This window comes from Clostridium oceanicum (assembly GCF_039521385.1).
Classification (GTDB): Bacteria; Bacillota; Clostridia; order Clostridiales; family Clostridiaceae; genus Clostridium_F; species Clostridium_F oceanicum.
In genome coordinates, this window is record NZ_BAAACG010000008.1 from 442028 (window position 1) to 468077 (window position 26050).

22 protein-coding genes and 1 pseudogene are annotated in these 26050 nt (G+C 26.0%); 1 reads left to right on the forward strand and 22 read right to left on the reverse strand.

Annotated elements, in window-relative coordinates:
• Positions 1-114 precede the first annotated feature (114 nt).
• From ABDZ71_RS08180 to ABDZ71_RS08205, 6 genes and pseudogenes are all read right to left on the reverse strand, one after another.
• Complete coding sequence (locus ABDZ71_RS08180; RefSeq protein ID WP_343760626.1) at positions 115-1899, reverse strand: DUF4209 domain-containing protein; 1785 nt, start codon at positions 1897-1899, stop codon at positions 115-117.
• Positions 1900-2428: 529 nt separating this feature from the next.
• A pseudogene (locus ABDZ71_RS08185) lies at positions 2429-2935 on the reverse strand (type I restriction endonuclease).
• Between the two features lie 249 nt (positions 2936-3184).
• Positions 3185-4474, reverse strand: a complete 1290-nt coding sequence (locus ABDZ71_RS08190; protein ID WP_343760628.1) for an McrC family protein — start codon at positions 4472-4474, stop codon at positions 3185-3187.
• 18 nt (positions 4475-4492) lie between these two features.
• A complete protein-coding gene (locus ABDZ71_RS08195; protein ID WP_343760630.1) occupies positions 4493-6694 on the reverse strand; it encodes an McrB family protein in 2202 nt (733 codons plus the stop codon).
• Positions 6695-6879: 185 nt separating this feature from the next.
• Positions 6880-8694, reverse strand: a complete 1815-nt coding sequence (locus ABDZ71_RS08200) for a sulfatase family protein (RefSeq protein WP_343760632.1) — start codon at positions 8692-8694, stop codon at positions 6880-6882.
• Between the two features lie 88 nt (positions 8695-8782).
• Positions 8783-9091 (reverse strand): hypothetical protein, encoded by a 309-nt coding sequence (locus ABDZ71_RS08205; protein WP_343760633.1) that lies wholly within the window; start codon positions 9089-9091, stop codon positions 8783-8785.
• A gap of 281 nt (positions 9092-9372) precedes the next feature.
• Between ABDZ71_RS08205 and ABDZ71_RS08210 the strand changes: the two genes are divergently transcribed.
• Positions 9373-9954 (forward strand): class I SAM-dependent methyltransferase, encoded by a 582-nt coding sequence (locus ABDZ71_RS08210; RefSeq protein WP_343761091.1) that lies wholly within the window; start codon positions 9373-9375, stop codon positions 9952-9954.
• Between the two features lie 11 nt (positions 9955-9965).
• Here the strand turns inward: ABDZ71_RS08210 and ABDZ71_RS08215 are convergent, their stop codons facing one another.
• From ABDZ71_RS08215 to ABDZ71_RS08290, 16 genes are all read right to left on the reverse strand, one after another.
• Entirely contained in the window at positions 9966-10328 is a 363-nt protein-coding gene (locus tag ABDZ71_RS08215; RefSeq protein ID WP_343760634.1) for a VOC family protein, read from the reverse strand.
• 173 nt (positions 10329-10501) lie between these two features.
• A complete protein-coding gene (locus ABDZ71_RS08220) occupies positions 10502-10738 on the reverse strand; it encodes a hypothetical protein (protein WP_343760636.1) in 237 nt (78 codons plus the stop codon).
• A gap of 292 nt (positions 10739-11030) precedes the next feature.
• Positions 11031-11774, reverse strand: coding sequence for a CPBP family intramembrane glutamic endopeptidase (locus ABDZ71_RS08225; RefSeq protein WP_343760638.1), 744 nt, complete (start codon positions 11772-11774; stop codon positions 11031-11033).
• Between the two features lie 32 nt (positions 11775-11806).
• Complete coding sequence (locus ABDZ71_RS08230; RefSeq protein WP_343760640.1) at positions 11807-12346, reverse strand: PadR family transcriptional regulator; 540 nt, start codon at positions 12344-12346, stop codon at positions 11807-11809.
• 243 nt (positions 12347-12589) lie between these two features.
• Entirely contained in the window at positions 12590-13189 is a 600-nt protein-coding gene (locus ABDZ71_RS08235; protein ID WP_343760642.1) for an SdpI family protein, read from the reverse strand.
• Between the two features lie 5 nt (positions 13190-13194).
• Entirely contained in the window at positions 13195-13455 is a 261-nt protein-coding gene (locus tag ABDZ71_RS08240) for an autorepressor SdpR family transcription factor (RefSeq protein ID WP_343760644.1), read from the reverse strand.
• A gap of 180 nt (positions 13456-13635) precedes the next feature.
• Complete coding sequence (locus tag ABDZ71_RS08245; protein ID WP_343760646.1) at positions 13636-13947, reverse strand: hypothetical protein; 312 nt, start codon at positions 13945-13947, stop codon at positions 13636-13638.
• A 206-nt stretch (positions 13948-14153) separates the two neighbouring features.
• Entirely contained in the window at positions 14154-15389 is a 1236-nt protein-coding gene (locus ABDZ71_RS08250; protein ID WP_343760647.1) for an MFS transporter, read from the reverse strand.
• A gap of 149 nt (positions 15390-15538) precedes the next feature.
• On the reverse strand, positions 15539-16159 hold the full coding sequence (locus ABDZ71_RS08255) for a TetR/AcrR family transcriptional regulator (RefSeq protein WP_343760649.1): 621 nt from the start codon (positions 16157-16159) through the stop codon (positions 15539-15541).
• A 355-nt stretch (positions 16160-16514) separates the two neighbouring features.
• Positions 16515-17453, reverse strand: a complete 939-nt coding sequence (locus ABDZ71_RS08260) for an ROK family protein (protein WP_343760651.1) — start codon at positions 17451-17453, stop codon at positions 16515-16517.
• Between the two features lie 259 nt (positions 17454-17712).
• The gene (locus ABDZ71_RS08265) at positions 17713-18582 is read right to left on the reverse strand and encodes a ketose-bisphosphate aldolase (protein ID WP_343760653.1); all 870 of its coding nucleotides are present in this window, start codon (positions 18580-18582) and stop codon (positions 17713-17715) included.
• Between the two features lie 56 nt (positions 18583-18638).
• Positions 18639-19490 (reverse strand): class II fructose-bisphosphate aldolase, encoded by an 852-nt coding sequence (locus tag ABDZ71_RS08270; RefSeq protein WP_343760655.1) that lies wholly within the window; start codon positions 19488-19490, stop codon positions 18639-18641.
• Between the two features lie 225 nt (positions 19491-19715).
• On the reverse strand, positions 19716-20795 hold the full coding sequence (locus tag ABDZ71_RS08275) for a PTS fructose transporter subunit IIC (RefSeq protein WP_343760657.1): 1080 nt from the start codon (positions 20793-20795) through the stop codon (positions 19716-19718).
• Between the two features lie 39 nt (positions 20796-20834).
• Positions 20835-21146 (reverse strand): PTS fructose transporter subunit IIB, encoded by a 312-nt coding sequence (locus tag ABDZ71_RS08280; protein WP_343760659.1) that lies wholly within the window; start codon positions 21144-21146, stop codon positions 20835-20837.
• Positions 21147-21265: 119 nt separating this feature from the next.
• Positions 21266-23659 (reverse strand): BglG family transcription antiterminator, encoded by a 2394-nt coding sequence (locus ABDZ71_RS08285; protein WP_343760661.1) that lies wholly within the window; start codon positions 23657-23659, stop codon positions 21266-21268.
• A 282-nt stretch (positions 23660-23941) separates the two neighbouring features.
• Complete coding sequence (locus ABDZ71_RS08290; protein WP_343760663.1) at positions 23942-25330, reverse strand: hypothetical protein; 1389 nt, start codon at positions 25328-25330, stop codon at positions 23942-23944.
• Between the last annotated feature and the right edge of the window lie 720 nt (positions 25331-26050).

The following is a 26050-nucleotide window of genomic DNA, read 5'->3' on the forward strand; positions in this document are numbered from 1 at the left end:
ACCTTAATCAAGTAGTTAATCTTGGTTTGTTTATGGTTCTATTTTACACTAATAATTAATTGGAAAAATATATAGAAATATAAAAAGCTAATAGCTCTTATATTTCTATATAAACTAATTATTTTTATTAATTTCCCAGTGAAGATTTGTTAGTCTAAAGAAGAGATATATTACTATATTTGCAGTATTTCTATTAAATTTATCTAATCCTGCCAATCCATGAGCAACATCATTTCTCAAATTATAGCCCAAATTATCAACCATAATATATTGAATAAGAAATAATGTATCCATCTCTATATTTTTCTTTACAAAATCATTGCGAATAAAATCGTTAAAATTTTGTTCATGCTGGGTTACTGAGTTTTTAATTGATGTTGTTGCATATCCTCCCCATACAAAAAACTCTCTAAAACAACTTTCAAACTTAGGTGTTAGAATATGAATTGCTGAAATAAAGTCATCTTCAAAATATCTTTCTATACCTCTTTTTATTATCTCAGAATCCTCATCATTCATATATTCCCACTCGGTTATTCTTTTAACTACCATATTACAAGTTAATCCTTGTTTTATAAGTTTAATCCAAACTTTATCATACATAATTGAAAACATTATCTGTAGCCATGTATTATATTCCTCATATATAAAATATTTACTTCTTTCCTCATCTCCATTAGCATCAAATATTTTTCTATCTCCAGTAATTTTAGTAATACCTATAATATTCATCAATGAATTAGCATATCTCTTTTTGGCTGTGTTTATTATGTGTTGCTTTTCAGGAGTAAAATACCCAACTCTACTAAACAAGCCAAAAGATTTTTCAATACTTTCGAGAATAAATTTTTCTGAATCTTTTTCTATCAAATCATAATCAGGTATATCAATTTCAAATTTATGTTCCTTTGTTTCTTTTCTTCCTAATCTATAACATTCTTTTATTTTAACTTTTAAATTGTATACTTTATCTCTTGCTCCAATATTTATATAATGATTAACTGCACACTCTAAAAAATGTGCTCTTACATGATATGACTTTTCTTTTCTTCCTCCTTGATATTCTGCTTCGTCCTCGTATGCTTTTCCAAATTCCAATAGAACTTTACTTATTCTTTCCTTATCACTATCTTCTTTCTTAATCCAATTATAAAATTCACAACAAAATGCTTGATGTAAATTCATATTTTTTTCTTGTTTATAATACTCTTTACATGTTTCTAATACCCCTATCGTATAGTTAATGCTTTCTTGAGTTATTCTCTTATTTTTTTTGTTATAACATAAGTATCTAAAAAGTTCTGATATTTCTAATATCCACCTATAATTTTTTATTTCAAGAAATTTAGAAAATATATTTTTTATACTAACTTCTAACATGCCAATCTTTTCTTTCATTCCAAATGAAGTTGATATATCAACAGCTCTTGATAGTTTTGATATATACTCTAAGCATTTCCCAGCATCATCATAATCATCTATATTATTATTGTGTATCAATAATTCAATTAATTTACATGCATATATATACTTTTTTGATTTATCTCTATAATCAATTAAGTAATCTAAATATCTTATCTTCATTGCTATATTCTCTGTAGCATTTAAACAAGTATCATAAAATTCTATCCTATCTTCTTCGAAATTTCCTATATTGGGCCATACACTACCATCTTTATATGTTAAGTATGGTTCCAATCTATTTTCTTTTCCATACCTTGTATGCATTATATTTTGAACACAAACAAATAATTCATAATCCCAAATAAAATATTTTTTTAATAACTCATTATTATTCATATTATCTATTTTTTCTTTATAAATTTTTATAATACTATCTAATGATATCTCATTAGATATACCAATCTTATTTTTTTCTAATAAAAATTCATTCGTCATTCTTTTCCCTCCAATTAAATATTGATATTTCTTTTCTATAACATTTAATCTTATTTTTAATCATTCGTTTCTTCAGATAAATCCTTAATAAAATCATATACACTTTTGATTTGAGATAACTCTTGGATAATATTATTTAACAAAATAATATCGTTATTATCACAATATACTTCTTTCAAAAGCTTACTCACTTGAAAATTATAAATATAAAATAATAAATTAATCAACTTAATATCTTTTTTTATTCTAATTATGCCTTCTGCTCCCCTATTTATAATTGTAAGAGCTTCTACTACATATATTTAATAAGGCCTCATTAGCATTAATATTTTTTCTGTATAATTTATTATCATGTAACAAGCAATAACTTTTGATATAAAACTTCTCTCTAAAAATGTATCTGTAAACTCATTTAATTTAGTAATTCTTTGATTTTCTTTATCTGTCAAAAATAATGTATGAGTATATAAAATATCTCTATCACTATTGGAAAAATATTTATATCTATACTATTTTTTACTATAAATACTTATATATATCTATATAAACCTTGATAGGAGTGTTTTCTATAACGCTGTATTTGATTGAAATCTTCTTTAAAATCTATACCTCTTCTTTTTAATTCTATTTGCACAAGTGGAAATCCATTAACTAATAATGTTACATCATATCTATTAGTATATTTTCCTACTACTGTTATTTAAGTCGTTACTTCAAATATATTTTTGCACCAAGATTTAGAATTAAAAAACTCTATGTAAACTTCTAAACCATCATCTCCTTTTAAAGACCACTTATCTCGTAAAATCTTTGCACTTTCAAATATACTTTCACCTTCAACCTTACGCATAACACGTTCAAATTCTTTATCTGTTAAAGGCACTCCTTCTAGTTTTTTCTCATTGTATTTGTTAAGCTTATCTCTAAAATTTTTAATTAACTCTTCTTCTGTTCTTATTTTAACTTTACTATAACCTTGACTTTCAAGCTGTTTTACTAATTGTTTTTCAAGCTCTGCTTCACTTTGGTATGACATATTAACTCCCAGCCCCTTTATACTGCGTAGTTTTTCTATCGCAATAATCAAAATTATACTTGTGAAATTGATTTAATAAACAAATTATAGTTAGTAAATCTATATAATAATTCATATAAAAACACTTGATACATTACCATAATTAAGTAATTATTATATCATAAAAGCATTTTAAAATATTTGTATAAAACTTCAATTCTTCTATTAACTTCAATTCAAATAAAAAAGCCTTAGATTTTTCTCAAAGCCTTATCTATTTAACTCCTCCCTCAACCTTCTCATACTCTCTTCAATCCTCCCCACATCCACAAAGAACAATCTAACTAAAACTTTATCGTCATTTTCAATACTTTTAAATTTTATATCTCCTGCATCTTTCATTTCTTCATTCACTGGGTAAAGGAGCCATATTTCTGCTGTTTTATACTTCTTGGAATATGCATACATCTGATACATATCCCCTTGTGATATTCCATAATTTTGTTGCATCTTATTTATTAATGACTTCCATTTAGTATCTAATACAATAATGCTTCCATCATCTCGTGTTACTACAATATCAGGTCTTAAAGCAAACTTTCTTGGTTCATCAAATAAGTAGCATCCTTTATCTTGACGAGATACGTTCCAATTTAAATCTTCTAAAGCCTTCTTTAAATTTTTAGCTACATAGGATTCAAATATTTTTTCCATTGGAAATAATAATGCTCTAGATTTTGTATTCCCTGAAAATGTGGTAAAGCTATAGTTCATTAAAAATACCTTTGACCATTTCATTAAAAGCTCATAATATTTTGTGTTTCTATTTATTACAACTTTTGAAAAATCCTTTATATAGTTTTTAGAAGGCTCTACATTTTCAAAGTTAATTAATAGCTGTTTTATTTCTTTAATGTTATAAGCACTGGTAGATATCTTTTGTAATTTCAAAAGTGTAGATTTTATTAATTTATTTTCCGGGCAGTTTTGTAAAAATTCATCGTACCCTATATAAAATCGCTCTTTATGTAGAAAATTTCTTTTTATATGCTCAGAAGTTAATAATTTTCCTTTATAAAAATTATTGTTGTTCTCTACTAATAAATATGATGATTTTATTCCTCTTTTTACAAGGTTACGAAGTTCTTGAATATACATATTAATAAAAATTTCGTACAGATTCATTTTATCTACTCTAAGATTTGCATCATTAAATATTTTATTATTAAATACTTTTAAGCTACGTAACATTTTAATAAATATTTTCTTTGTATCATTAATACTGTTATAAGAAATCTTAGGAAGTATCTGAAGATTAAATCCATTTTTCATTTGAATTAAACCTACATAGTTTTTAGCTTGAATAATTTTTCCTACATTACGTTTAAATCTAATATTCAAAAAATCTGAAACCTCTGTTTCCCTACCTTTTGATTGAAGTATAAACTCTTCTAACTCATTAAATAATTCTTTTTCTAAATATTTAAAAGATCTATCATCTTTATAATCATCATTACAAGTAATGCACTCAAATTCCCGAACTTCTAAGAGTTTATTCATCTAGTTCACCACACTTTATTAGTAAATTTGTTTATAACTTTCAGCTTTATCAAAAGCACTCTTTTGAATTTCGTATTTTTTCTCTGGTAAATCAATATCTGGATTACCCTTAAACACATTTCTTACATTAATAGTAGTATCTAAAATAAATTTAAACTGATCCTCTTTCGCATTATCTCCTAAAATAAGTTGGATTTTTTCATAGTCATCATAAAAATACTCCTGTAAAAGTGGAATAATTTTATTTTGAAAAATACCTGCTAGCTTATTTAATGTAGGTTCTTTTTTTAAAGGAGTAAAATAAGCATGTCCTATTGTATGTTCTCTATCAAAGAGATACTCAATTCTTTCATTTATTGTATCTAACATTTTAGAAATATTAATTCCTTCAATATCTGAAATATTCATATCATCTATTACAGTTGAATTTGGCATAATTTCAATAAATTTAAATCTTCTTCTAAGAGCAGTATCCATTAAAGCAATGGATCTATCAGCAGTATTCATTGTTCCAAGAATATAAACATTATTAGGAACACCAAATTCTTCACTGGTATATGGTAAAAGAGCAGTTGTTTCTTCCTCTTCTCCTAATCTTTTTGTACTTTCAATTAAAGTAATAAGCTCTCCAAAGATTTTAGAAATATTACCTCTGTTAATTTCATCAATTATAAATACATAAGGAGCATTATTTTCTTCAATAATAAGTTCTCTGTTTTCACCGTTTTCTAATGAATATCCATTTATTTTTTTAGCCTTATTACAAAATTTTTTAAACACTCCATCAGCGTATTTATACTTAACATCTGATGAATTAGAGTGAATGCCATCCCCTTCAATCACCGGTTTTATTCCTTCAATAAATTCTTCATATCCATAGGACTGATGAAAAGTAGTAAAAGCTATTTTTCCTAAAGATTTAAGTTCTAAATATCTTTTAAAAACTTCTTTATAAGGTCTTTTTTCTACATCTTCAATTTTTTCATTATCTATAATAGCTACTGCATAATTTACAGTGTTATAGGTTTTTCCTGTTCCTGGAGGGCCATACAAAATCATATTTTTATCAAAATTACTTTCTACTGAATTTCTATTATCCTCTACTTCTTTCTCCTGTAGTAAATCAGTCATTTTTGTTTCATCCCCTAATACTAACTTATAATAAGGCATTAAATCAGCTATTGCACCAAGCATTACATTTAATATATCCTTATCACTATAATGCTTTTCTTCAATATCCTTTTGAGTAATAATAAAAGAAATCTGCACCTTTTTATATGTTCCATTTGCTACTTTTTCTTTTACTACTTTAGTACTCTCTTTTATCTTTCTCATAGGAACTTTAGAATTATTTCCATTCAACATATAAGTTAAGTTATGTCCATCTGAAATATCTTTGTCCAAAATTTTATGATGTCTGTCATAGTCCTTTGTTTTACTCTGAGCTTCATTTAATTCAACACTAAAACGAAATCTTGCCTTATCTCCTTCTTCTAACCCTGCAAATAAAGAAATACTAGTAGGACACTTTTCATAGCCTTTAAATTTCATCTGTCTCCATAAATATTCTCTAATTTTAGTATTAGAACCATCAAGCCATTTACACGTTCCAAATTTCTCTAATCCAAAATCTATTTCACAAAGCCTTGCCATTTTATCAAGTTCTTTTACTGCCGCTCCACCTTTTTCTTTTATATCATTATAAATATCTTGCTCTTCTGGTTTCACCTTTTTGGGTCCTACATATGACTTTCCTACATATTCATCCAAATATTTTAATATTGATATGCATTTTATTGATTCTAAAAGTTCAGCTCTTTCTTTCGAAGTAAACAATCTAGAATACTCATTATCAATAAATTTATAAATATCACCTACTAGCTTATCCCCCTTATTAGTCTTAACAACCATATCTAGTGGTAAATCAGCTCTATCTTTCACATTAAATTCATTACTATAAGAAAGCCTTCTATATTTTTTATTTATACCTTCACCAGCTACAAGATAGTTATATTCTGGAGCTTTTGAATTTCCTACACAATGTGTAGATGCTAATGGATTTGGAACTTCTCCTCCATATAGGCTGGAAGCACGATTTATTATATCTATCTGTTTAAAAAACAATTCTTCTTTTAATGGTTTTTCCATTTCATTATATTTTTCAAATGTCAATACAGCTGCTGCTAACCATACTGAATCCTTTTTCTTCATTTTAATCATTACAACACCCCTAAGCTTTTGTAATTTAAAGTAAAATACTCTTTAATTTTCTAATTTATATAAGAAAATTATACCACTTGCTATTGTTAAAATATAGAATATAAATATAACTTCAAAAGTTAAGTAATCTTAAAATAAAAAAGCAAAGACCATAAATCTAAAAATTTAAGGTCTTTGCTTTTTTACTATTTATAAATCAATTTAGGTGCACAAGATTTGCAACTAGGTTTCCCTGGTACATTGCCGCTAGATGGATATATACGTTTTTGTTTACACTGTTCTTGTAACATATTAGCTAAAACTACCTTAACAACTTCTGTTTCTGGTGTTTCAAACTTAGGATTAGCTAAATTTTTAGTTTCTAGTGGGTCTTCTGTTAAGTTATACATTTCAAATTCATCTGCCACTGGCTCTGTTTTTGTACTTGTTACACATAAGCAGTATTGTTTTTCATCATCATCTTTTGGTTCATCACATGGACATTTTTTCACCGTTGTTTGATCTTCACATCCAGGAGATGACCAAAATTGAGGATTATCAAAATATCTGCTATATTTCCAAAGTTGCTCTTCATCATTTTTCCCTGTTTTTAATTTGGCAACAACAGTTTCAACGTGATTAGGTTGTATTACTGATTGATATGGAACACCTAAAACAGATTCTTGATTTAATCCTTTTGTTACATCATCATCAGTCATAAAATATATAGGTTCATGGGCGCGTGGAAAATCTTCTTCATGAACAATTAAAGGAGTTAAATTTCTTCCAACTAAAGGATGGACTTCTGTATGATTACTTTTTAATTTTCTTTGAGCTTCCTTAGCATTTATACCAGCAAGTCCAAGTATTGTAGGTAGAATATCCACATGACTTGTTAACATATTTGTTTCCTTAGCTTCTCTAAATAATTTAGGATTGTGGATAATTAAAGGTACATGAGTAGTTTCTTCGTAAGCTTGATACCATTTTTGATATAACCCTCCATGAGCTCCTAACATTTCTCCATGGTCAGATGTAAATATTACTATAGTATCTTCATAAAATGATGAGTTAATAAGAGCATTTAAAACCTTTGTCATTTCGTTATCTACTTGTTGTTGTAATGAATAATAAAGTCTACGATAAAATTTTGTATCTATAAGAGGTTGGAGTGCTTTAGGATAAACCTCCCTGTAACTACTTTGAGCCTTTGGTTTTGTAATAAGAGATTCATCTGCTGTAGGAGCTTTAGGAATGTTTGGAACTGATCTATTAACTTTAAAATCAAATAAAGGGTCAAGTTTTGCAATTTCTCCAAAAAGTGCAATATCATGAGGATTTACAAAAGAAGAAACAATTGCAAAGGGCTTATCATCTAATATTTTATCATTAGATTTATCACGATCTATTCTTTTAATTAAATTTATTACTTCTTCAGCATATATTACATCACGTCCACTTATTCCAATAGCTGCAGATGATCCAGAGTTGTGAGGTTCACTTCCAAAAGGTTCAGGGCCTACCCATTCATTAAAACCATACTCACCAAGACGATTCGCATTAATATATTTATTTACGCTTTCTTCTTTAGGTACTCCGTTAGAACTGTTATAACTTAGAAAGGATTCATGAGTATCTGGAATTAATATATCCCCCTGTGAAGCATGCCATTTTCCCTTCCAAAAGGTTTTATATCCTGCAGTAGCTAAATAATCTCCTATTGTTGGTACTGTATTTTCATCTAGCCAAAACATGTCATCATCAAAATCACCCTTTGCCACTCCAGATGTTTGACTTACTCCATGTAAAGATGGATACTGACCAGTATATAATGTTCCACGACTAGGGGAACAAGCAGTGCTACCTGTATAATGCCTATCAAACTCCAAGCCATTTTTTCTCAAGAAATTTTGTGCTTTTAAGTATTTCCTTCTCCAAGCTTTTATTTCTTCATTTTCATATACTGGTGGAAATCGCTCTTCATCCACTATAATAATAAGAAAATTAGGATTCCTTTTCATCACTAAATCCTCCATAAATAATATTTCTACTATTTCTCATTATATTGTTTATGAATAAAAAATGTGTTTTCAAAGCTTTTTTATTAAACTACTCTTTTTTTGTTTTACTACTAACACCTAGTCCTGGCATAAAGGAAGACTGAATTCCTACAATAGCACCTAATATGGTTTTGGAAATTATAATATTTCTCCCTGCTATAGTTTCAGCTAATAATTCTATAACAGCTGGCATAAAGGCTGCTATTAAAAGCCATATAACAACATTATAATTTTTATTAATTCTTTTATTTAAAACATTCCATAATTTTTCACTCCACTTAAATTTAATAGACATAGTCATAAGCGGAATACCACATGTAGCCATCCCTATCAAATAAGGAATTAAATTCTGCTTCATTTTTCATCCTCCATTGCTTTGTTTTCAACTTAAATAAATAAAAATACTTACTGAATTTCTATTTCATACATATATTGCTTAGCTTTTTAGAAAAAATCATACTTTCTTAGTAACAATATACATTAACAAAATTATCCTTTTAGTAAATATATCACACTTTTAAGTATTTTTCATTTATTACAATATAAAAGTGAATATGCCTTACAAGATTACACGTATATAATATTGATTTTTTAATATATATATAATACCAAAACAATAATTAGATGGAGGGATGATTTATAAAAGAACAAGAATCTCTATATTATAATAAGGTATATGATTGTGGAGGACTTGATAAAACTTATCATAAACATTACTCTCAAAGTCGTTATATTAAAATTTGGAATGAAGCATTAGAAATTATAAAGGAAATTAAAAATTGCAATATATTAGATATTGGATGTGGAGCAGGACAATTTGCCAATTTACTTTTTGATAACAATATAAAAAGTTATGTGGGAATAGATTTTAGCAAAGTAGCCATAAATTTAGCTAAAAAAACTAATGCACCATATAAAGAAAAGTTTTTACTCCATAATATATATACTTCCGATGTTTATAAACAAGAATATAATACAGTAACAATATTAGAAGTATTAGAACATCTTGAAAAAGACATTGATGTATTAGAAAAAATCAAACCTAAAAGTAATGTTATATTTTCTGTTCCTAACTACGGTGGAAAAGGTCATGTTAGATATTTTAATAATATATCTGAAATAATAAATAGATACAAAGGCTTTGTTAAAATAAAAGAAATATTTGAATATACTATGGAAGGAAGCAATAAGATATATTTAGTAAATAGTATTAAAATTTGATTATAGTAGAATTATTTAATTCTACTATAAACTTCTATGTCATTACCTTCACTATCTTTAAATTCTAACACCCAATTGTCTTTAATCTTAGCTCTAGGATATACTATTTTAATTTTTAACTCTGTTAATTTTTCAATCAATTTATCCATATCATTAACTTGAAAACTTGGCAAACAATTATCTCCCCAAGTAACTTTTTCATCTACCTTACTGTTATCAAATAAGCAAAATCTAAAACCATCTAAATTGAAAATACTGAAAACTTCATCTTCTATACTTACTTTTTTTTCAAAAAGTTCTTCATAAAAATCTATAGCTCTTTTCATATCCTTAACACAAATATATAAAGAATTTAATTTCATCTCTAATTTCATTTTCTTTTCCCTTACTTTCTTTTATAAAATATATGTTACCAATAATTATACCAAAATATATTTTATTTTTCATATATTGTAAGTTAAAACAAAACTTCTTTATCACCATAATAAAAAAGCATATACCTATGTAAATGCTTTCTATTATTAAAATACCTATTAAATTTTAACTACTAAAGTAATTTATTTAAATTTTCTTTATATCTTTTATCATCAAAAGTTTCTTTACTTTTCATTACTTCTTTCATTTCTTCTATTAAAACCGAAACTATCATTTTTTTTGCAATACTTTCTTTATGTCCTCTTTTAACTAACTTTTCATAAACTTCCTTTACATATTTAGTGTCCTCATTTGTAATTTGCTTTTCAACTGTTTCCATCATAGCTGCCTTTAATCTGTCATTTTGCAAAATAGTTATCCTCCTTAGTTTTTATATAATTCTTATTTTTAGTAATCCCTCTTCTATATTACTATACCTGATTTATAAGAAATAGTATTATTTACAAATCTTAATATATTTTTATGATTATTATTCTATATGCTTAAGAATTTACTAATTAAAATTCAACAAAATTAACTATCATCTTCTCATCTATATTTATCAGTTTATCTTATTTCATAATAGTAAATTATTATAATTCTTTCCATAACAGGTGATTTATAATCACCTTAATATTTAATTTACTTACTTCAATCTCACATTATTTAAAGAAAACTACATTTAAATTTCTGTCTTTATTTATAAAAGCAATAAAAATCACCATAACTAAAATAATAGTAACAAAACTAACACTTGCTGTTTCCATTGTGAAATTAGGAAACATTTTAGGATTTAATAAGTAAGTTAAAACGGCATTTGGTAAGTTGACTAAAAAGGATGTAAATAAATTATTATTTGCTAATTTAAAAGCTGTGGCAAACATTATCCCTACTAAAAATAATGTTAATAATGAATTTATTTTTCTAAAACTTGGGTATCCTAAATGGTATAACGAAAATATTAATCCTGATAACACAATTGAAAAAACTACTCCAAAATACTTTTCAAATCTAACTTGAAAAAATCCTCTAAAAAGAAATTCTTCAAAAAAAGTAGTCATTATTAATGGAATAGATATGCACAGTATCTTTTTGTATGTAGGAATAGCTATATCATTTTGTATTAGCTGTCCTCCAACTGAAAAAACAATAAATATCAAAGCTATTAGTATAGATTTTTTAGTTATAGTCTTAATGCCTAAATGATTTAAATTACCTTTTTCATATTTGAAAACATAAATTAATGGAACAACTATACTTAAAACAATTCCGTATATTCCTTGATAAAAAATATAATATAAATATCCTCCAAAAAAACTTGCCATACTATTAGTTGTTACAATAAATATTAAAATAAAACCTGATAATAATAAAAATCTATTTACTTTTAAAATTTTGTTTCCCATAGATAACACCTCATTTGTAGATCAATTTTTTATTATCTTTTTATATTTTTCGTATCTTCTAATAATTTTTCTGCTCCACAAATTTCAGCTTTTATAATTTCAATCATTCTCTTAACGTTATCTATATGATTATAAGGTACTCTATTTTCTTTTAATTTTGGAAGTTGTTTTTCTATTCCTTTTAAATATTGATTTAAATATTTAATTCTTTTATCTAAAAGATAAATTCTTTCTTCCACTTCAAACACATCAATGTAAAACGCAGCAATAGAAAATAAAACTGTGTCATAATCAAATAAAATGCATATTTCCTTTATTGTATCTTTAAGTTTTTCCTTTCCCTCTTTAGTTATTGTATATATTGTTCTATTTGGCATATTTCCTATTTTTTTTGTTTTCCCAACTATATAGTTTTTTCTCTCAAGAGCTTTTAATGTTGCATAAACTGTTGAATCCGCTATATTAAACCACCATTTAACATTCATATAACTAAGCTGTTTTATAATTTCATATGCATTTAGTTCTCTTTCATTTATTAAACCTAATAACATAATCGCTGGTTTTGATATCATTTTACTCTCCTCCAATACTACTATATATATAAAGTACTTTAACTATATAGTAGTATTAATGCATATTATTGTCAAATATATTTCTATTCCCCTCAAATTGAATGAAATATTCATTTTAGTGTATCTATTATCTGTCTTATAATTTATACTCTCACTAAACCTCACATATAAACTAAGATTTTTCCACAATAAAAAACACCCTAAAGGTGTTTTTTGTTTTCTTAGTATTTTAATATTTTTTTATTAAATCTTACTTTTCTTCTGCATTCTTGTATAGTAGAAATAAGAATATGCGCTTGGAATAACTACCCATGAAATAATACCCCATTTAGCAAATTGATTTATATCTACCATTAATCCTCCAACTAACATTACAATAACTATTGGAAATGTTAAATAACCTAATAAGCGATGAGCTACTTTCCAAGTTGATTCATCTCGAATTGTCCAAGGTAATCTTAGACCCATATATCTGTTAAATGGAATTTTAGGAGCTACATTACCTATAACTAAAATCACTGCTATAGCAATAACAAATCCTATTAAACTCTGATTTTTTTCCACAAAAGATAATTCTTGTGACCACTGCAAAACTGTAAAACATATAGCTAATAATACTATTGAAAATATATTTATTCTCTTCATAGTTTTAATTTTAGGATTTCCTATAGATAAATTAGCAATATTAGGTGTATAGACATGTAATAATATTAAAGAGCCATATACTAAAATTCCAATACTTCCAATAACAATATTACTATGAGGAGCAATAAAACCCAACCCTAAAATAGCTAAAGAAAAAATAAAAATAATTAAATCTATTTTATTATAATTTTTATTCATACAATCTACCTCTTTTCAAAAAATGTCATAAAATTACTTAATCCTTCTTGTAATACAGATAAGTTTATTGAATATATAACATATAATCCTTTCTTTTCAGAAGATACTAACTCAGCTTCTCTTAGAATATCTAAATGCTTAGTAATTGCTGGTCTTGAAATATTAAAATGTTTAAAAATTTCTCCTGCTGTCATGTCATTTTCATTCAAAAGTTTTAGTATTTCTCTTCTAGTCGGATCTCCTAAAGCCTTAAATACACTGGCCATGGCACCCCCTCCTTCATAAACTATTTAACTATTTAGTTAAATAGTATCATTTAAGATACCATTTGTCAATACATACCATTTCAATTACATTTTACAATTTTACAAACAAAAAAGATAAATCACATTGCAATTTATCTTTAAATAAGTTTATTTCTTTTTTTATAAGGGTAAAACCTTTCTCTATTTAATTTTTATATGTTTTTTAGCTTTTTTAGAAAAAATCATATTTATAAAAATACTAATAGCTCCTAATCCTGCTAAACCTAATTCCTTAGTAATTACACATAAAAGCCCTACTACTAAAATCCAGGTGAATGAACATATCCCTGACTTAAACATTAAACTATTAAACTTTTCTTTGTCTACAACTCTATACTGTTCCTTTTTTAATCCATATACATTAAAAGTTTTTCCCGTTTTATCTGTAAGAATAAGAATTATCCCTATAACTCCTAAAACAATAAAAGTTCCCCCAAATATATTATATGTCATTAACTTCTCTCCCTTATGTTTTTCTACTTTGTTGATCTTTTAGTAAATATACCACATTTTTTAATATTTTTCACTTTAAAATTACCTTCTAAAAAATCCACATTTAAAGTAAATGTGGATTATAATTTATAATTTTATATGTTATCTTAGTTATTTAATTTGTAATATAATTATGTATAACTTGTATTTAATATTACTATATAAAATTATTTTACTTCTAGCTTGCTAAAAATAACTTTTGAAATTAATGCTATAACAAGAGAACAGATCATAGCTCCAAATAAAATTATCCAAGGTATAGATTCTAGGTTTTCAAATAAAAAACCATAAAGAGCTTGTCCTATTGGCATTGCACATAAGGATAATGCTAATAAACAAGATATAACTTTGCCAACTATTTCTGGTGGTGTTTCCATTTGTATAAAAGTTATAACCTGAATACTAAAAACAGTAGCAAATACCATCATAAAAAATCCCATAGCTGAAATAACTACATAGCTTGTAAATGCTGGTATAGGTAAAATTAATACAAGTCCCATAGGGAAAATTACTAACGCACAATATACTAATAAAACATTTAATTTTTTTATATTAAGTTTATCATTTAATACCCCAACAACAATTCCTCCTAATATAGATCCTACGGCTAAAATTCCTTCTGAAATTCCATACAAACTATCACTTAGTGATAAGTATTGAGTGATTAATGCGGGCATGCCAACAATCATAAGGGAAGTTAAAAGTAAATTAAACAAGGAAATTATCATCATAACTTTACCTAAAATAGGTTTCTCTTTTAAAATAAAATTCATGCTTAATTTAATGTCTGTGTATGCAATATAGAGTAATTTTTCCCCTTTACTTTTTTCATAAGGAATATTAATAAATAGTTCCATCACGGCTGAAAATATAAAACAAACTATACTAACTATCAAAATTGGCTCTATTCCATAAAACCCAAATAATATTCCCCCTATTGTGGGTCCAATAAAATTAGCTAATGAGCTAATCATATTTATAGTAGCATTTCCTCTCATAATTTTTTCTTTATGAACTAATAAAGGTATACTTGCTTGAACTGATGGTTGGTATGCTCCCTGTATACCATACAAAACCATTAAAACTATTATAAGAAGTAAAACTAAAGGGCTACTTTTATATAAAAGTGTATAAACTATCATAATAATAGCTGTTAAAAAATCTAATATTACCATAATATTTCTTTTATTTTTTCTATCTGCAATAATTCCTCCTATAAGAGACATAATAATCATAGGTATAAATGAAGTTGCAGATACCAATCCAAATAAAGCTACTGACCCTGTTTGTCTTAGTAAATATAATGGTAATGAAAATCTTAAAATAGCATTTCCAAATAAAGATATAATTTGTCCTATTACAACAAGAGTAAAGTCTTTGTTGAATAATTTTGTATTTTCCATAAAATATCCTCCTCTTTTTAATACCTACCGTTGGTATGTAAAATTTAATTTTTAAACTGCCTTAAGAAATATAAAAATAAATATCCGTCCCTTCTTTGACTTGTTATTTATTTTCATATGCCTAAGTTAAGGCAGCCACTAAACATTATTTATTTATCTTCTATTAGATTTCTTGAATTCATAATTTTATTATACATATCATTATCTAGTATGTTTATTCCTATTCCTTTTAGGATTACATCATAAAATTTAATTTTATTTAACATTTCCTCTTTTGATACACTATATACTAATGGATTCAACCATATATTACAAAGAAGCATTATTACTTCACCTAACTCTTTTGGATACTCTGTTTTTATTGATCCATCTAAAATTCCATCTTCAATAACAGGCTGAATATATTCAGGAACCATACTTTCAACAATTTCTTTAAGCTGTATAGCTAACAAATTAGGATTATTTAAAAGCATTGGTGTTACTGCAAACATCTTCTCATGGTAAGAAGTTTCCATAGAAGCTTTAAACATTTTTCTAAGCTTTTCTAATCCTGTAAGTGATTTATCATTTTTTATTTTCCCTATTTTAGGTTTTAAGGATTCATATATTTTCTCTGACACTGCATATAAAATTTCTTCCTTAGATTTAAAATGATGATATATTGCTCCCTTTGTTAATCCACCTAAATTATCTACAATTTCTTTTACAGAAGTATTTTCATACCCTTTTTTCATAAACAATTTTAAAGAAACATCTAATATACGTTCCACAGTTTCCTCTGGATATTTATTACGTGCTATAACAGTCCCCTCCTTTTTAACATAGTTTATCTACATCAAATAAATAGAAATGCATAACAACATTGTTTTTATACATTCATTCGGTATGTATGTATAATATCATACTAAATTTTGGTTGTCAATTAAGTGCTAGTATACATTCATATAAATAACATAAAGAACACTACCTTTATAAATATTTTCTATCATAAAAATATATAAAAGTAATCTCTCGTTTAACTATAGGATAGTTATATATTACATATTAGATTTATAAAAAAATAAAATGTAGAAGTTATAAAAACTCCTACTAAATATAATACTTCTATTTTAAATTAAAATCATTCTATTCAGTAATAGCTAAAGCTGCTGCTCCTAACACTCCTGATTTTCCTCCAAGTTTTGCTTTTTTAACAATACAATTTTCACATATTATAGGGAGACATCTTCCATTCATCACTTCTTCTATTTTTTCAAAAACCACGTCTCCAGCATTAGAAACTCCTCCACCTATAACTATCATATCTGGATCAAAGGTATTAGCTACATTGGATACTATTATTCCTAGATATTCTAAAGCTTCATCTATAATATCTTTTGCTACCACATCACCTTTTTTAGCTTCTTCAAATACATCTTTAGAAGTTATACTATTATAATTTTTAAGGGATGTTTTTACATTAGTATTTATAGCTTCTATAGCTCTTTTAGCTATTGCCGTTCCAGATGCCATTCTCTCTCCGCAGCCTTTATTTCCACAGCCACACCTTGGTCCATCAGGTTTTACTGTATTATGCCCTACCTCTAAAGCATTAGATGTAGTTCCTCTATATATTTTACCGTTTAATATGGCTCCTCCCCCTATACCAGTACTTACTGTTATATACACCATATTTAATGTATTAACCCCTGCTCCAAAGCTATGTTCAGCAAGAGCTGCTGCATTTGCATCATTATCTAAATATACAGGAAGATTATAATGATTTTCTATTTTATCTGTTAAGGGAAAGTTTTTAAAAGGTAAATTAGGTGTTTCAACAATTATACCTTTTCTTGCATCTAAAGGCCCTGGAGCCCCTATTCCTATTGCTTTTATTTCTTCTTTTTCTACATCTTTTATAACATAATCTATAGTAGATTTTATATTACAAACTATAGCCTTATCTCCTTTTTCTACTTCTGTTTTAACTATTTTTTCTTTTACTACATTTCCTTCTAAATCTACCAAAGCAGTATAAATCTTAGTTCCACCTAAATCTACTCCAACTACATATTTCTTTTTCATTTAAACCACCTCTATTATATTTTTATCTATTTTAATATTCTTATTTTTCATATTCTTATTTAGCTATTATAGCTATGATTTCTAATTGTAGTATTTAAAGTAATTAGTCCTATTTAAAAAATCTTTCACTTTACTAAACTCATTTAAATAAATATATCCTAAAGCTTAATAGTAAATTAAGGTTGAAAGTGTAAACTACTACTTTCAACCTTAATCTGATGTTAATAAAAGCTAACTACATTCTCTATATTTATTAGTATTATTTATAGTAGCATTTCACTTTATCTTCAGCATTAAATAATTTTATCTTATCATAAACAACTTCTTTCATAGCATCTATACATGGCGGATAGATAGCATTTGGTTCACGTGCACCTAGATCTTCTTTTAATATTTCACGGCATTTTTCATAAAATGCATTTTTTATATCACTTGATATATTTATTTTACAAATTCCTAATTTCACAGATTCAGCAATTTCTTTATCTGGATTAGCTGAACCACCGTGAAGCACTAATGGCACATCTACTATTCCTTTTATTGTTTTTAATAAATCTAATTTTAATTCTGGTTTCATATCTTTTGGGTAAATTCCATGGCATGTCCCAATTGCAACTGCTAATGTATCTACTCCAGTTCTTTCAACAAACTCTTTTGCATCATTTGGATTTGTATATATTATTTCATTAGTTCCCTCTTCTTCACCATTTCCTGTTGTACCTATAGTTCCAAGTTCTGCTTCAACAGAAACATTAACAGGATGTGCTACTTCAACTACTTTTTTTGTAATAGCAATGTTTTCTTCAAAAGATAAAGTTGAAGCATCAATCATTACAGAAGTAAATCCACATTTTATTGCTCTAATAATTTGTTCAAAAGTTCCGCCATGATCTAAGTGAATAACTACTGGAACATCAGTTTTTGCAGCTTCTTCTTTTACACTTGCTATAAAACTATCTTCTACAAAGGATAACTCATCTGGATGTATTGCAATAATAACTGGAGCTTGTTTTTCTTTTGCCCCTTCCATAACACCTCTTAATATCATATTACTACTTGTATTAAAAGCAGGTACTGCAAATCCTTCTTTTTTTGCTATTGATAATAATTCTTTCATGTTCATTAACATAATATAATCATTCCTTTTCCATTGATTTATTTTGTAATATTTTGAATTTTCAATCTTTAATTTTTATTACTAGAACCTGATAACCTAATATATTCTCTTACAACATTAATGCTATCTTCTTCAACTTTATGCATTAATACATAATAATTGATATCAGGATTTTTACTTAATACATTTTTAATAGCTTGTACATTGGCATTCATAAAATCACAACCAACATTTATCTTATTTATGCCATATTTAACTGACTTTAATATATTATCTTTTCCAGATCCAGAACCTCCATGCAAAACTAAAGGCATTTTTGTTAATTCTTTGATTTCTTTTAATCTTTCAAAATCAAATTCTGGCATTACTCCTTCTGGGTAATTTCCATGGGAAGTTCCTATTGATATTGCTAATGCATCAATACCTGTTTCCTTAGCAAAATTTAACGCTTCTTTAGGATTTGTGTACATGTCATCTTCTGTAAATTCTAAATCTTCAGTACTACCAAGGCATCCTATTTCTCCTTCTACACTTACACCTTTTGGATGAGCATAACTAACAATTTCTTTTGTCATTTCAATATTGCCTTTTAATCCAAGATTAGAACCATCTACCATAACAGATGAGAATCCATCATCTATAGCTTTTTTTAAAAATACTACATTTTGACCATGATCAAAATTCAAAGCTATTTTTACAGAAGACCTAGTAGCTAAAGTTTTTACAATGGGAGTTATAATTTCACTATCAGAGTGTTCTATTAAATGTTCTTGAAATAAATTAACTATAATTGGTGCATTTTCTAATTCTGCTGCCTTAATTACTGTTCTTGCAGTTTCTAGATTAAAACAATTAATAGCCATAACTGCATAGTTTTCTTTATTTGCCTTTTCAAGCATTTCTTTCATTGAAACATACATATTAATTTTTGCTACCATATCATATCTATAATTCTTAAGCTACCTATATATAATTGTGTTTTTTAGATATATTATTTTGTAGCACTTCCTCCTCCCGATCTTTTATTTGTAATTAGGATCTATTTACTATTATGAAATTAAATATAATAAGTTCTTATGAAGATTTCACATCTTTGTCTATATAAAAAGCTGGTCATAATATTAAAATATATTTTATTATAATAATTATTTTATTTTTATACCTGATAAATCTATTTCTTCTTCTTCTTCTTCAAAATCTATTTCTTCTTCAGTTGCATCTTTTTTTAGTAGTACAAGTAATACTGCAGTTATAACAGATCCTACTCCTAAAGCTATTAAAAATCCTACTGGGTTTTGCATTGCAGGTACTATAAACATTCCTCCAGAAGGTACTGGTGAACCAACATTAAATAACATAATAAGCATTCCACCAACGGCTGAACCTACAGAAGAAGAGAAAATTACACGAAGTGGATCAACTGCTGCTATAGGAATAACACCTTCTGTAATCATACATATTCCCATTGGAAAAGCAATCTTTATATTGTCAGCTTCACGTTTTGTATATCTTTTTTTTCTTATTAACCAAGATAAAGTAACACCAAAAGGTGGAATCATTGAAGCACATATTTTAATAGCTTCTGGTCCATAAATCTTTTGTAACAACAATCCATCTGCAAAAAGAGAAGCAACTTTATTAACTGGTCCTCCAAAGTCAAATGCTGCCATAGCACCCATAATAGCTCCAAACACTGCTTTTGACCCTCCTTGCATATTGTTAAGCATATCAGTAAGTCCTGCTGAAGCTAATGCTATAGGTCCTCCTATTACAAAGAACATAATCAATCCTACAGCTATTGAAGCTAATAGTGGAATAATCATCATAGGCATTAATCCTTCTGCCCATTTAGGTACAACTAATTTTTTCTTTAAAAAACTTACAAAATATCCTGCAAGATAACCACCTAACATACCACCTAAGAATCCAGCTCCCATGGCATTTGCAATCATACCCATTAAAAGTCCTGGAGCAATTCCTGGACGGTCAGCAATAGAATAAGCAATAGCTGCACTTATAACTGCTGGCAATAACCCCATACCAAATACACCTAGTGAAACAGCAGCCTGCCAAATACTATAAGAACTTTTATAATCAGTTATTACAGCAGGGTTTCCTCCAGCTAAATTTCCAATAGCAATTAGTAATCCAGATGCCACAACCAATGGAAGCATATAAGATATACCTGTCATAGCATGTTTCTTTAGTTCTAGCTTTTTAAACATAATATAATAACTCCTTTCTCTTTTTAATAAGGTTTTTTATTATAATCCTAGATCTTTTTCAATTTTATTTAATAACCCTTTTGGAGATTTGATTACAATGTCTGTTGGAACATCTACAATTCTTTTTCCTTTAAATCTTTCTCTTCCGCCTACTTTAATATCTGCTGCGATAATTACAACATCTGCTTCTTTAATATCATTTAAACTTAATTCATCTTCTGTACCTATTGTTCCTTGAGTCTCAATGTGAATTTCATGATTTAATGCTTTTGCTGCACGAAGTAATTTTTCCTTTGCAATATAAGTATGTGCAATTCCAGATGTACAAGCTGCTATTCCTACAATTTTCATATTAATTTCTCCCTTCATCTCTTTTATTTGTATAAATATTTATTTAAAATAAGTTAATTATTAAACGTTATCAAATTATTTGTTAGAATAAAAACTATTATTTGAATAAACTAATGTTTTTAATCAAAATCTTCTTCTGAACTTGTAATTATTTCATATACTTTCTCTGGTGTTTTAGCTTTTAAAAGCTCCTCACAAATTTCTTCATTTCCAAGTTTTCTTGCCACCTTTGAAAGTAATCTTACATGAACACTTTCTTTATCAGATTCTGTTACTGCAAATAAAATTATAAAACGTACTGGTTTATCATCTAATGTTTCCCATTCAATATCTGTATTGGTTTTTCCAAATGCTATTGATGTTTTACTTACAAACTCAGATTTTCCATGAGGAATTGCAATTTCATTTCCTATACCTGTAGAACCTAATGTTTCTCTATAATATACATCTTTTAAAAATTTTTCTTTATCTAAAATAGTTCCAGCATCATATAATAAGTCTGTAAGTTCCTTTAATGCTTCATCCTTTGTTGTAGCTTTCATATCTAGTTTTATTGTTTCTTTTTTTATTACTTTTTTTAAATCTACTCCCATTTCATGCCCACCTTTGCTATTTAAAGTAAAATACCTCTTCACATCTTCTTTTTTTATACAATTTCTTAGATAGATTGCATAATTTTTATTAATATCAAAATTAACTACTTCTTTTAATAAATTACTTGTAATTTTGCTATTTTTTATAATAATATAAAATATAACTTCTTTTTCATTATTCTTAGAATTATTTATAGAAACACCTAGCACGTCTTTTTTATTTGAAAATGCTATACATAATTTTAAATTTTCACTTAATTTCATTTCATCAAAAGTAAGTTTTAATTTTAAATTTTTATTAATATCTTTTATAACTTCTTTTTTATCTTTGTTAAAGTATATTAATTCTTCATTTAAATACCTACTAATAAAGCTAGTTGTAGCTACTTCTGTTAATTTAGTACCTTTATTTTTAATCATAAAGTCAGATATGTTTTTAACATCATGCTCAGTTAAAAATGTTGATACAAGTAAATATGGTTTATGATTTAAATCTAATGGAACTGTTGAAATAACAAAGTCAATATTATCAAGATTCATATTTATTACTTTACTAGCAGAAATCCCTTCAACAATTTCAAATTCTGGAAAATATCTTCTGAGCTTTACACTTAAAAGCTTTGATGTTCCATATCCACTATGACAAATAACTAAAACTCGTTTTTTTATAGAATAATTTTCTAATGCTAGTTGATAATACAAAGTCAAATACCCAATTTCATCCATAGAAATCATTTTCTGTTTTAATTCTCTAGATACAATCATAGAAGCAATTTTACAAACATTTAAAAGAATAGGATATTCTGTTTTTATATCATTAATAAGTGGATTAGATATTTGTATGTCATACTGCATACGATTTAGCATTGCTCTTATATGAAGTAATAACTTATCCATAATATCTTTATCTTTTTTAATATTAACTTGTAAAATTTCCTGTATATATTTAGTTAAATTATCTCTAAATGTTACAGCAGTAGAATCTAATTTATTTAATACTTTATCTTTGCTCTCATTTTTTTCTCTAATAAGCCCAAAGGATGTGAAGTATTGATACAAATAATAAATCTCTGATTCTCCTAAATTTATTTTGAAATCTTTATTGATTTTATTAATACATAAAACAGCTTCTTTATAATCTTTCTTAGATTTAAAATTTTCCTCTTCTTCTTCTATTTTTATAGATTTTCCTTCTGATCCTCTAGACATAGATATTAAAATATGTGTAATCAAATTTATATAATAAATCTCATCTATTTTACAATTATATTTTTTTTCTAAATGGAGTAATAATTTATTAACATAAATTATCCTATCTTTTTCAAATAATTCTGATAATCCATTTAATGTGGCAGCATCTAACCTTGTAGCTAAATCTTCTATTGTCTTCTCATTTTTTTCATTACTTGAATATTCAAATAGTAAATATGCAATAGCTCGTCTAATATCAATCTCTAAGCCTTTTATTTTAGTTCCTTCTACTGTTTTTTCTAATTCTAAATTAAAATTAGAAAGCCAATCTTCTATATACTTAAAATCATTTATTATACTTGTTTTACTAACATAATATTTATCAGAAAGTTTTTGAATAGACGTACTACTATGAGAATTAATTAGCATATTTTTTATAATTTCTATTCTTCTATCATTTATAGATATTTTTTTATTACCATCAATTTTAAGATTATTATTCAAAATAATTTTTGCATTCCAAACATCTTTTATTTTTATTCCACTACCATGTTTTTTATCTAATTCAATTTGAAATTTATTTAAATATTTCTCAATAGCTATAAGATCTTTTTTTAAAGTTTTATTAGAAACTTTTAGAATGTTGGCAAAATTTTTAATAGCTTTGTACTCGGTTTCATTCAAAAGTAAGTTTATGAATTCAATTTGTCTTAAATTTAGTCTATTCATTGTTATATCCCCTCCTTTCTTTTATTATCTTCATCTTTCTTCTATGTATACAAGATACCATATATACAAATATCGTAGAATACCAAATAAGTTCCTCTTCTAATAGAATTTATGTATCAGTTCAGTAATATTGAATTTACTCTCTTTATAATTGATGTAGAAATTATAACTTCAATAGTACCATAAATCCTTTGTATTTTAATCCTTTAAATACAAATAAAAAAATAGAAATCCACATTTATTTTATTAAATGTGGATTTCTATTTATATAATATTTAGAATTTATTTAATCTTATTTAGCTCATCTAAAAAAGCTAATCTTCTTTTGTTTAAAGTACCTAGTTTACTTATTATTTTTTGTTTGTTTTCTTCTCCAGCTATACTTTCATATTTTTTTATTACCATGCACACATATTTATAGTCTTCTCTTTTCATAGAAATCATAGCTAATCTTTCTATATGTTTACTATAAATGTCTATAATCTCATCTTTGAACTTATCTGCTAAAATCTCTGCATAATCTTCTACTGTATCTATATTTTCTCTTACATACTCCATTATTTCATCTACATCATTTTCTTGTAATATAAGCTTCAAATAAATCTCTTCTATTTTTTCATCTTTTTTATTTTTTAATTCTTTTTTTAAATTATTATAAAATACTTTATCTTCTTTGATTACCTTTTTTAAGTCTTTATAAAACTCAAAATTACCATAAAGAAATAATTCTTTTGCTAATTTTTGCTGATTCTCTTCCATTGAAAGATTTTTATATGCATCATATCTTATTCTCTTCCAATTAAGTACTAAATCAGCACAATCTTTATCTTGTTTTTCTCCATCTAAAGCTAGTTTTATAACTTTAGTATATTCTTTTTTCTTAATAAAATTATTTATAAAAAACTGCCTAAAATGTGGAAATTTAAGATTATTCTTTATAAATGCTTGTCCTTCTTCTTTAGTAGAATATTTTTTTACAATGTAAAATAAAATCTTAACCAAGCTTTTAATTCTATGTTTTCCATACTTATCATTAAAATAACCCTTTATTAAAAATTTTATTTTCCCTATTAATGTTTCTCTAATTTCTTCAATATCACAAAAATTAGTGCAGATCCTTAATAAATCAATTTTATACTCAGTCCATCCATCAAATACTCTGTTATCACACTCTTTTGATAATTTATTGAACAATTTTTTTCTTATATCTATATTCAAATCACTGCTGTGCTCTACAATTTCTCTTATTATATCTATAACTTCTAATACTAAATTTCCTATGTATCCTCTAGAATTATCTGCATATTGAAAAGCTCTAATGGCTTCATTAAGAACTAAAATAGCAATTTCTAAAGATAATACTTTATTTTCTTGATGATGTACTTTTTCTAATAATTCTTCCATATCAGAAACAAAATCATAACTTTCTTTATGGCAAATATAACCTTCTTTTTCTGTATATTTTTTTACGATATAAGATATAAGGTTTTCACACCTTTCAATCTCTTCACCTTCATAATCTTTTGAATATTTTACAATCAGTTTATTTTTTAGTTCCTCATCTTTTTCAGTTACATCTTCTATAATTTCAACCAAATTCTCCTTAGATAACCCATTTAAAACTTCTCTTAATTTAAAAATATCTATTAAATTTCTTTTAGAAAATTCCATAGCATTTCATCCTCACTTTCTTTTTTAAATTAAAAGCATATAAGCTAACTACTTTATGTAAATAATATTTTTTTATTATGTATATGTAAATAAATAACCAGTAAAAGATAGTAGGGATTTTTAATACAATGATTTATGTTGTGCTAATAATTGTGTAATAAGTATCTTCCAAGGAAGAAATAGTTTACAAACGCTATCTTACTTACTAGTTATTTATTTAAGGCATATTAAAATAAAAACCCACACTGTTAAAATGTAGATTTGATTATTCAGTTTATATTATTAAAACTTTATTCTATTCTTAAATTCATATATTTATTGAGGTATACTTTTGTTTTTTTCATATAAATTCACTGAATATATTTTAATTTTTAATATAAACTATTTATTTAATTATATATATTTCCTATTAATAACTTATATCAATTGCAACAAAATACAGTTATTGCATCATAAAAAGTGCTATTTTATTATTTAATAACGTTTAAGACATCTTGTTTGTAATTATTATAAATATCTAAAAAAAAATTAATTTTTCTTTTATTTTAGTCAAAAAAAATCAATCTACACTGCCCCTATTTTATAAAATATAAACAATTCACATTTTATTAACTAATATTTCATTGCAATTAATAATCATTATTTATATAATAATAAAAAAACTATTACACACAATAATATTGATTTAGTTTCTATAAAATACAAAAAAATTCTAGGAGT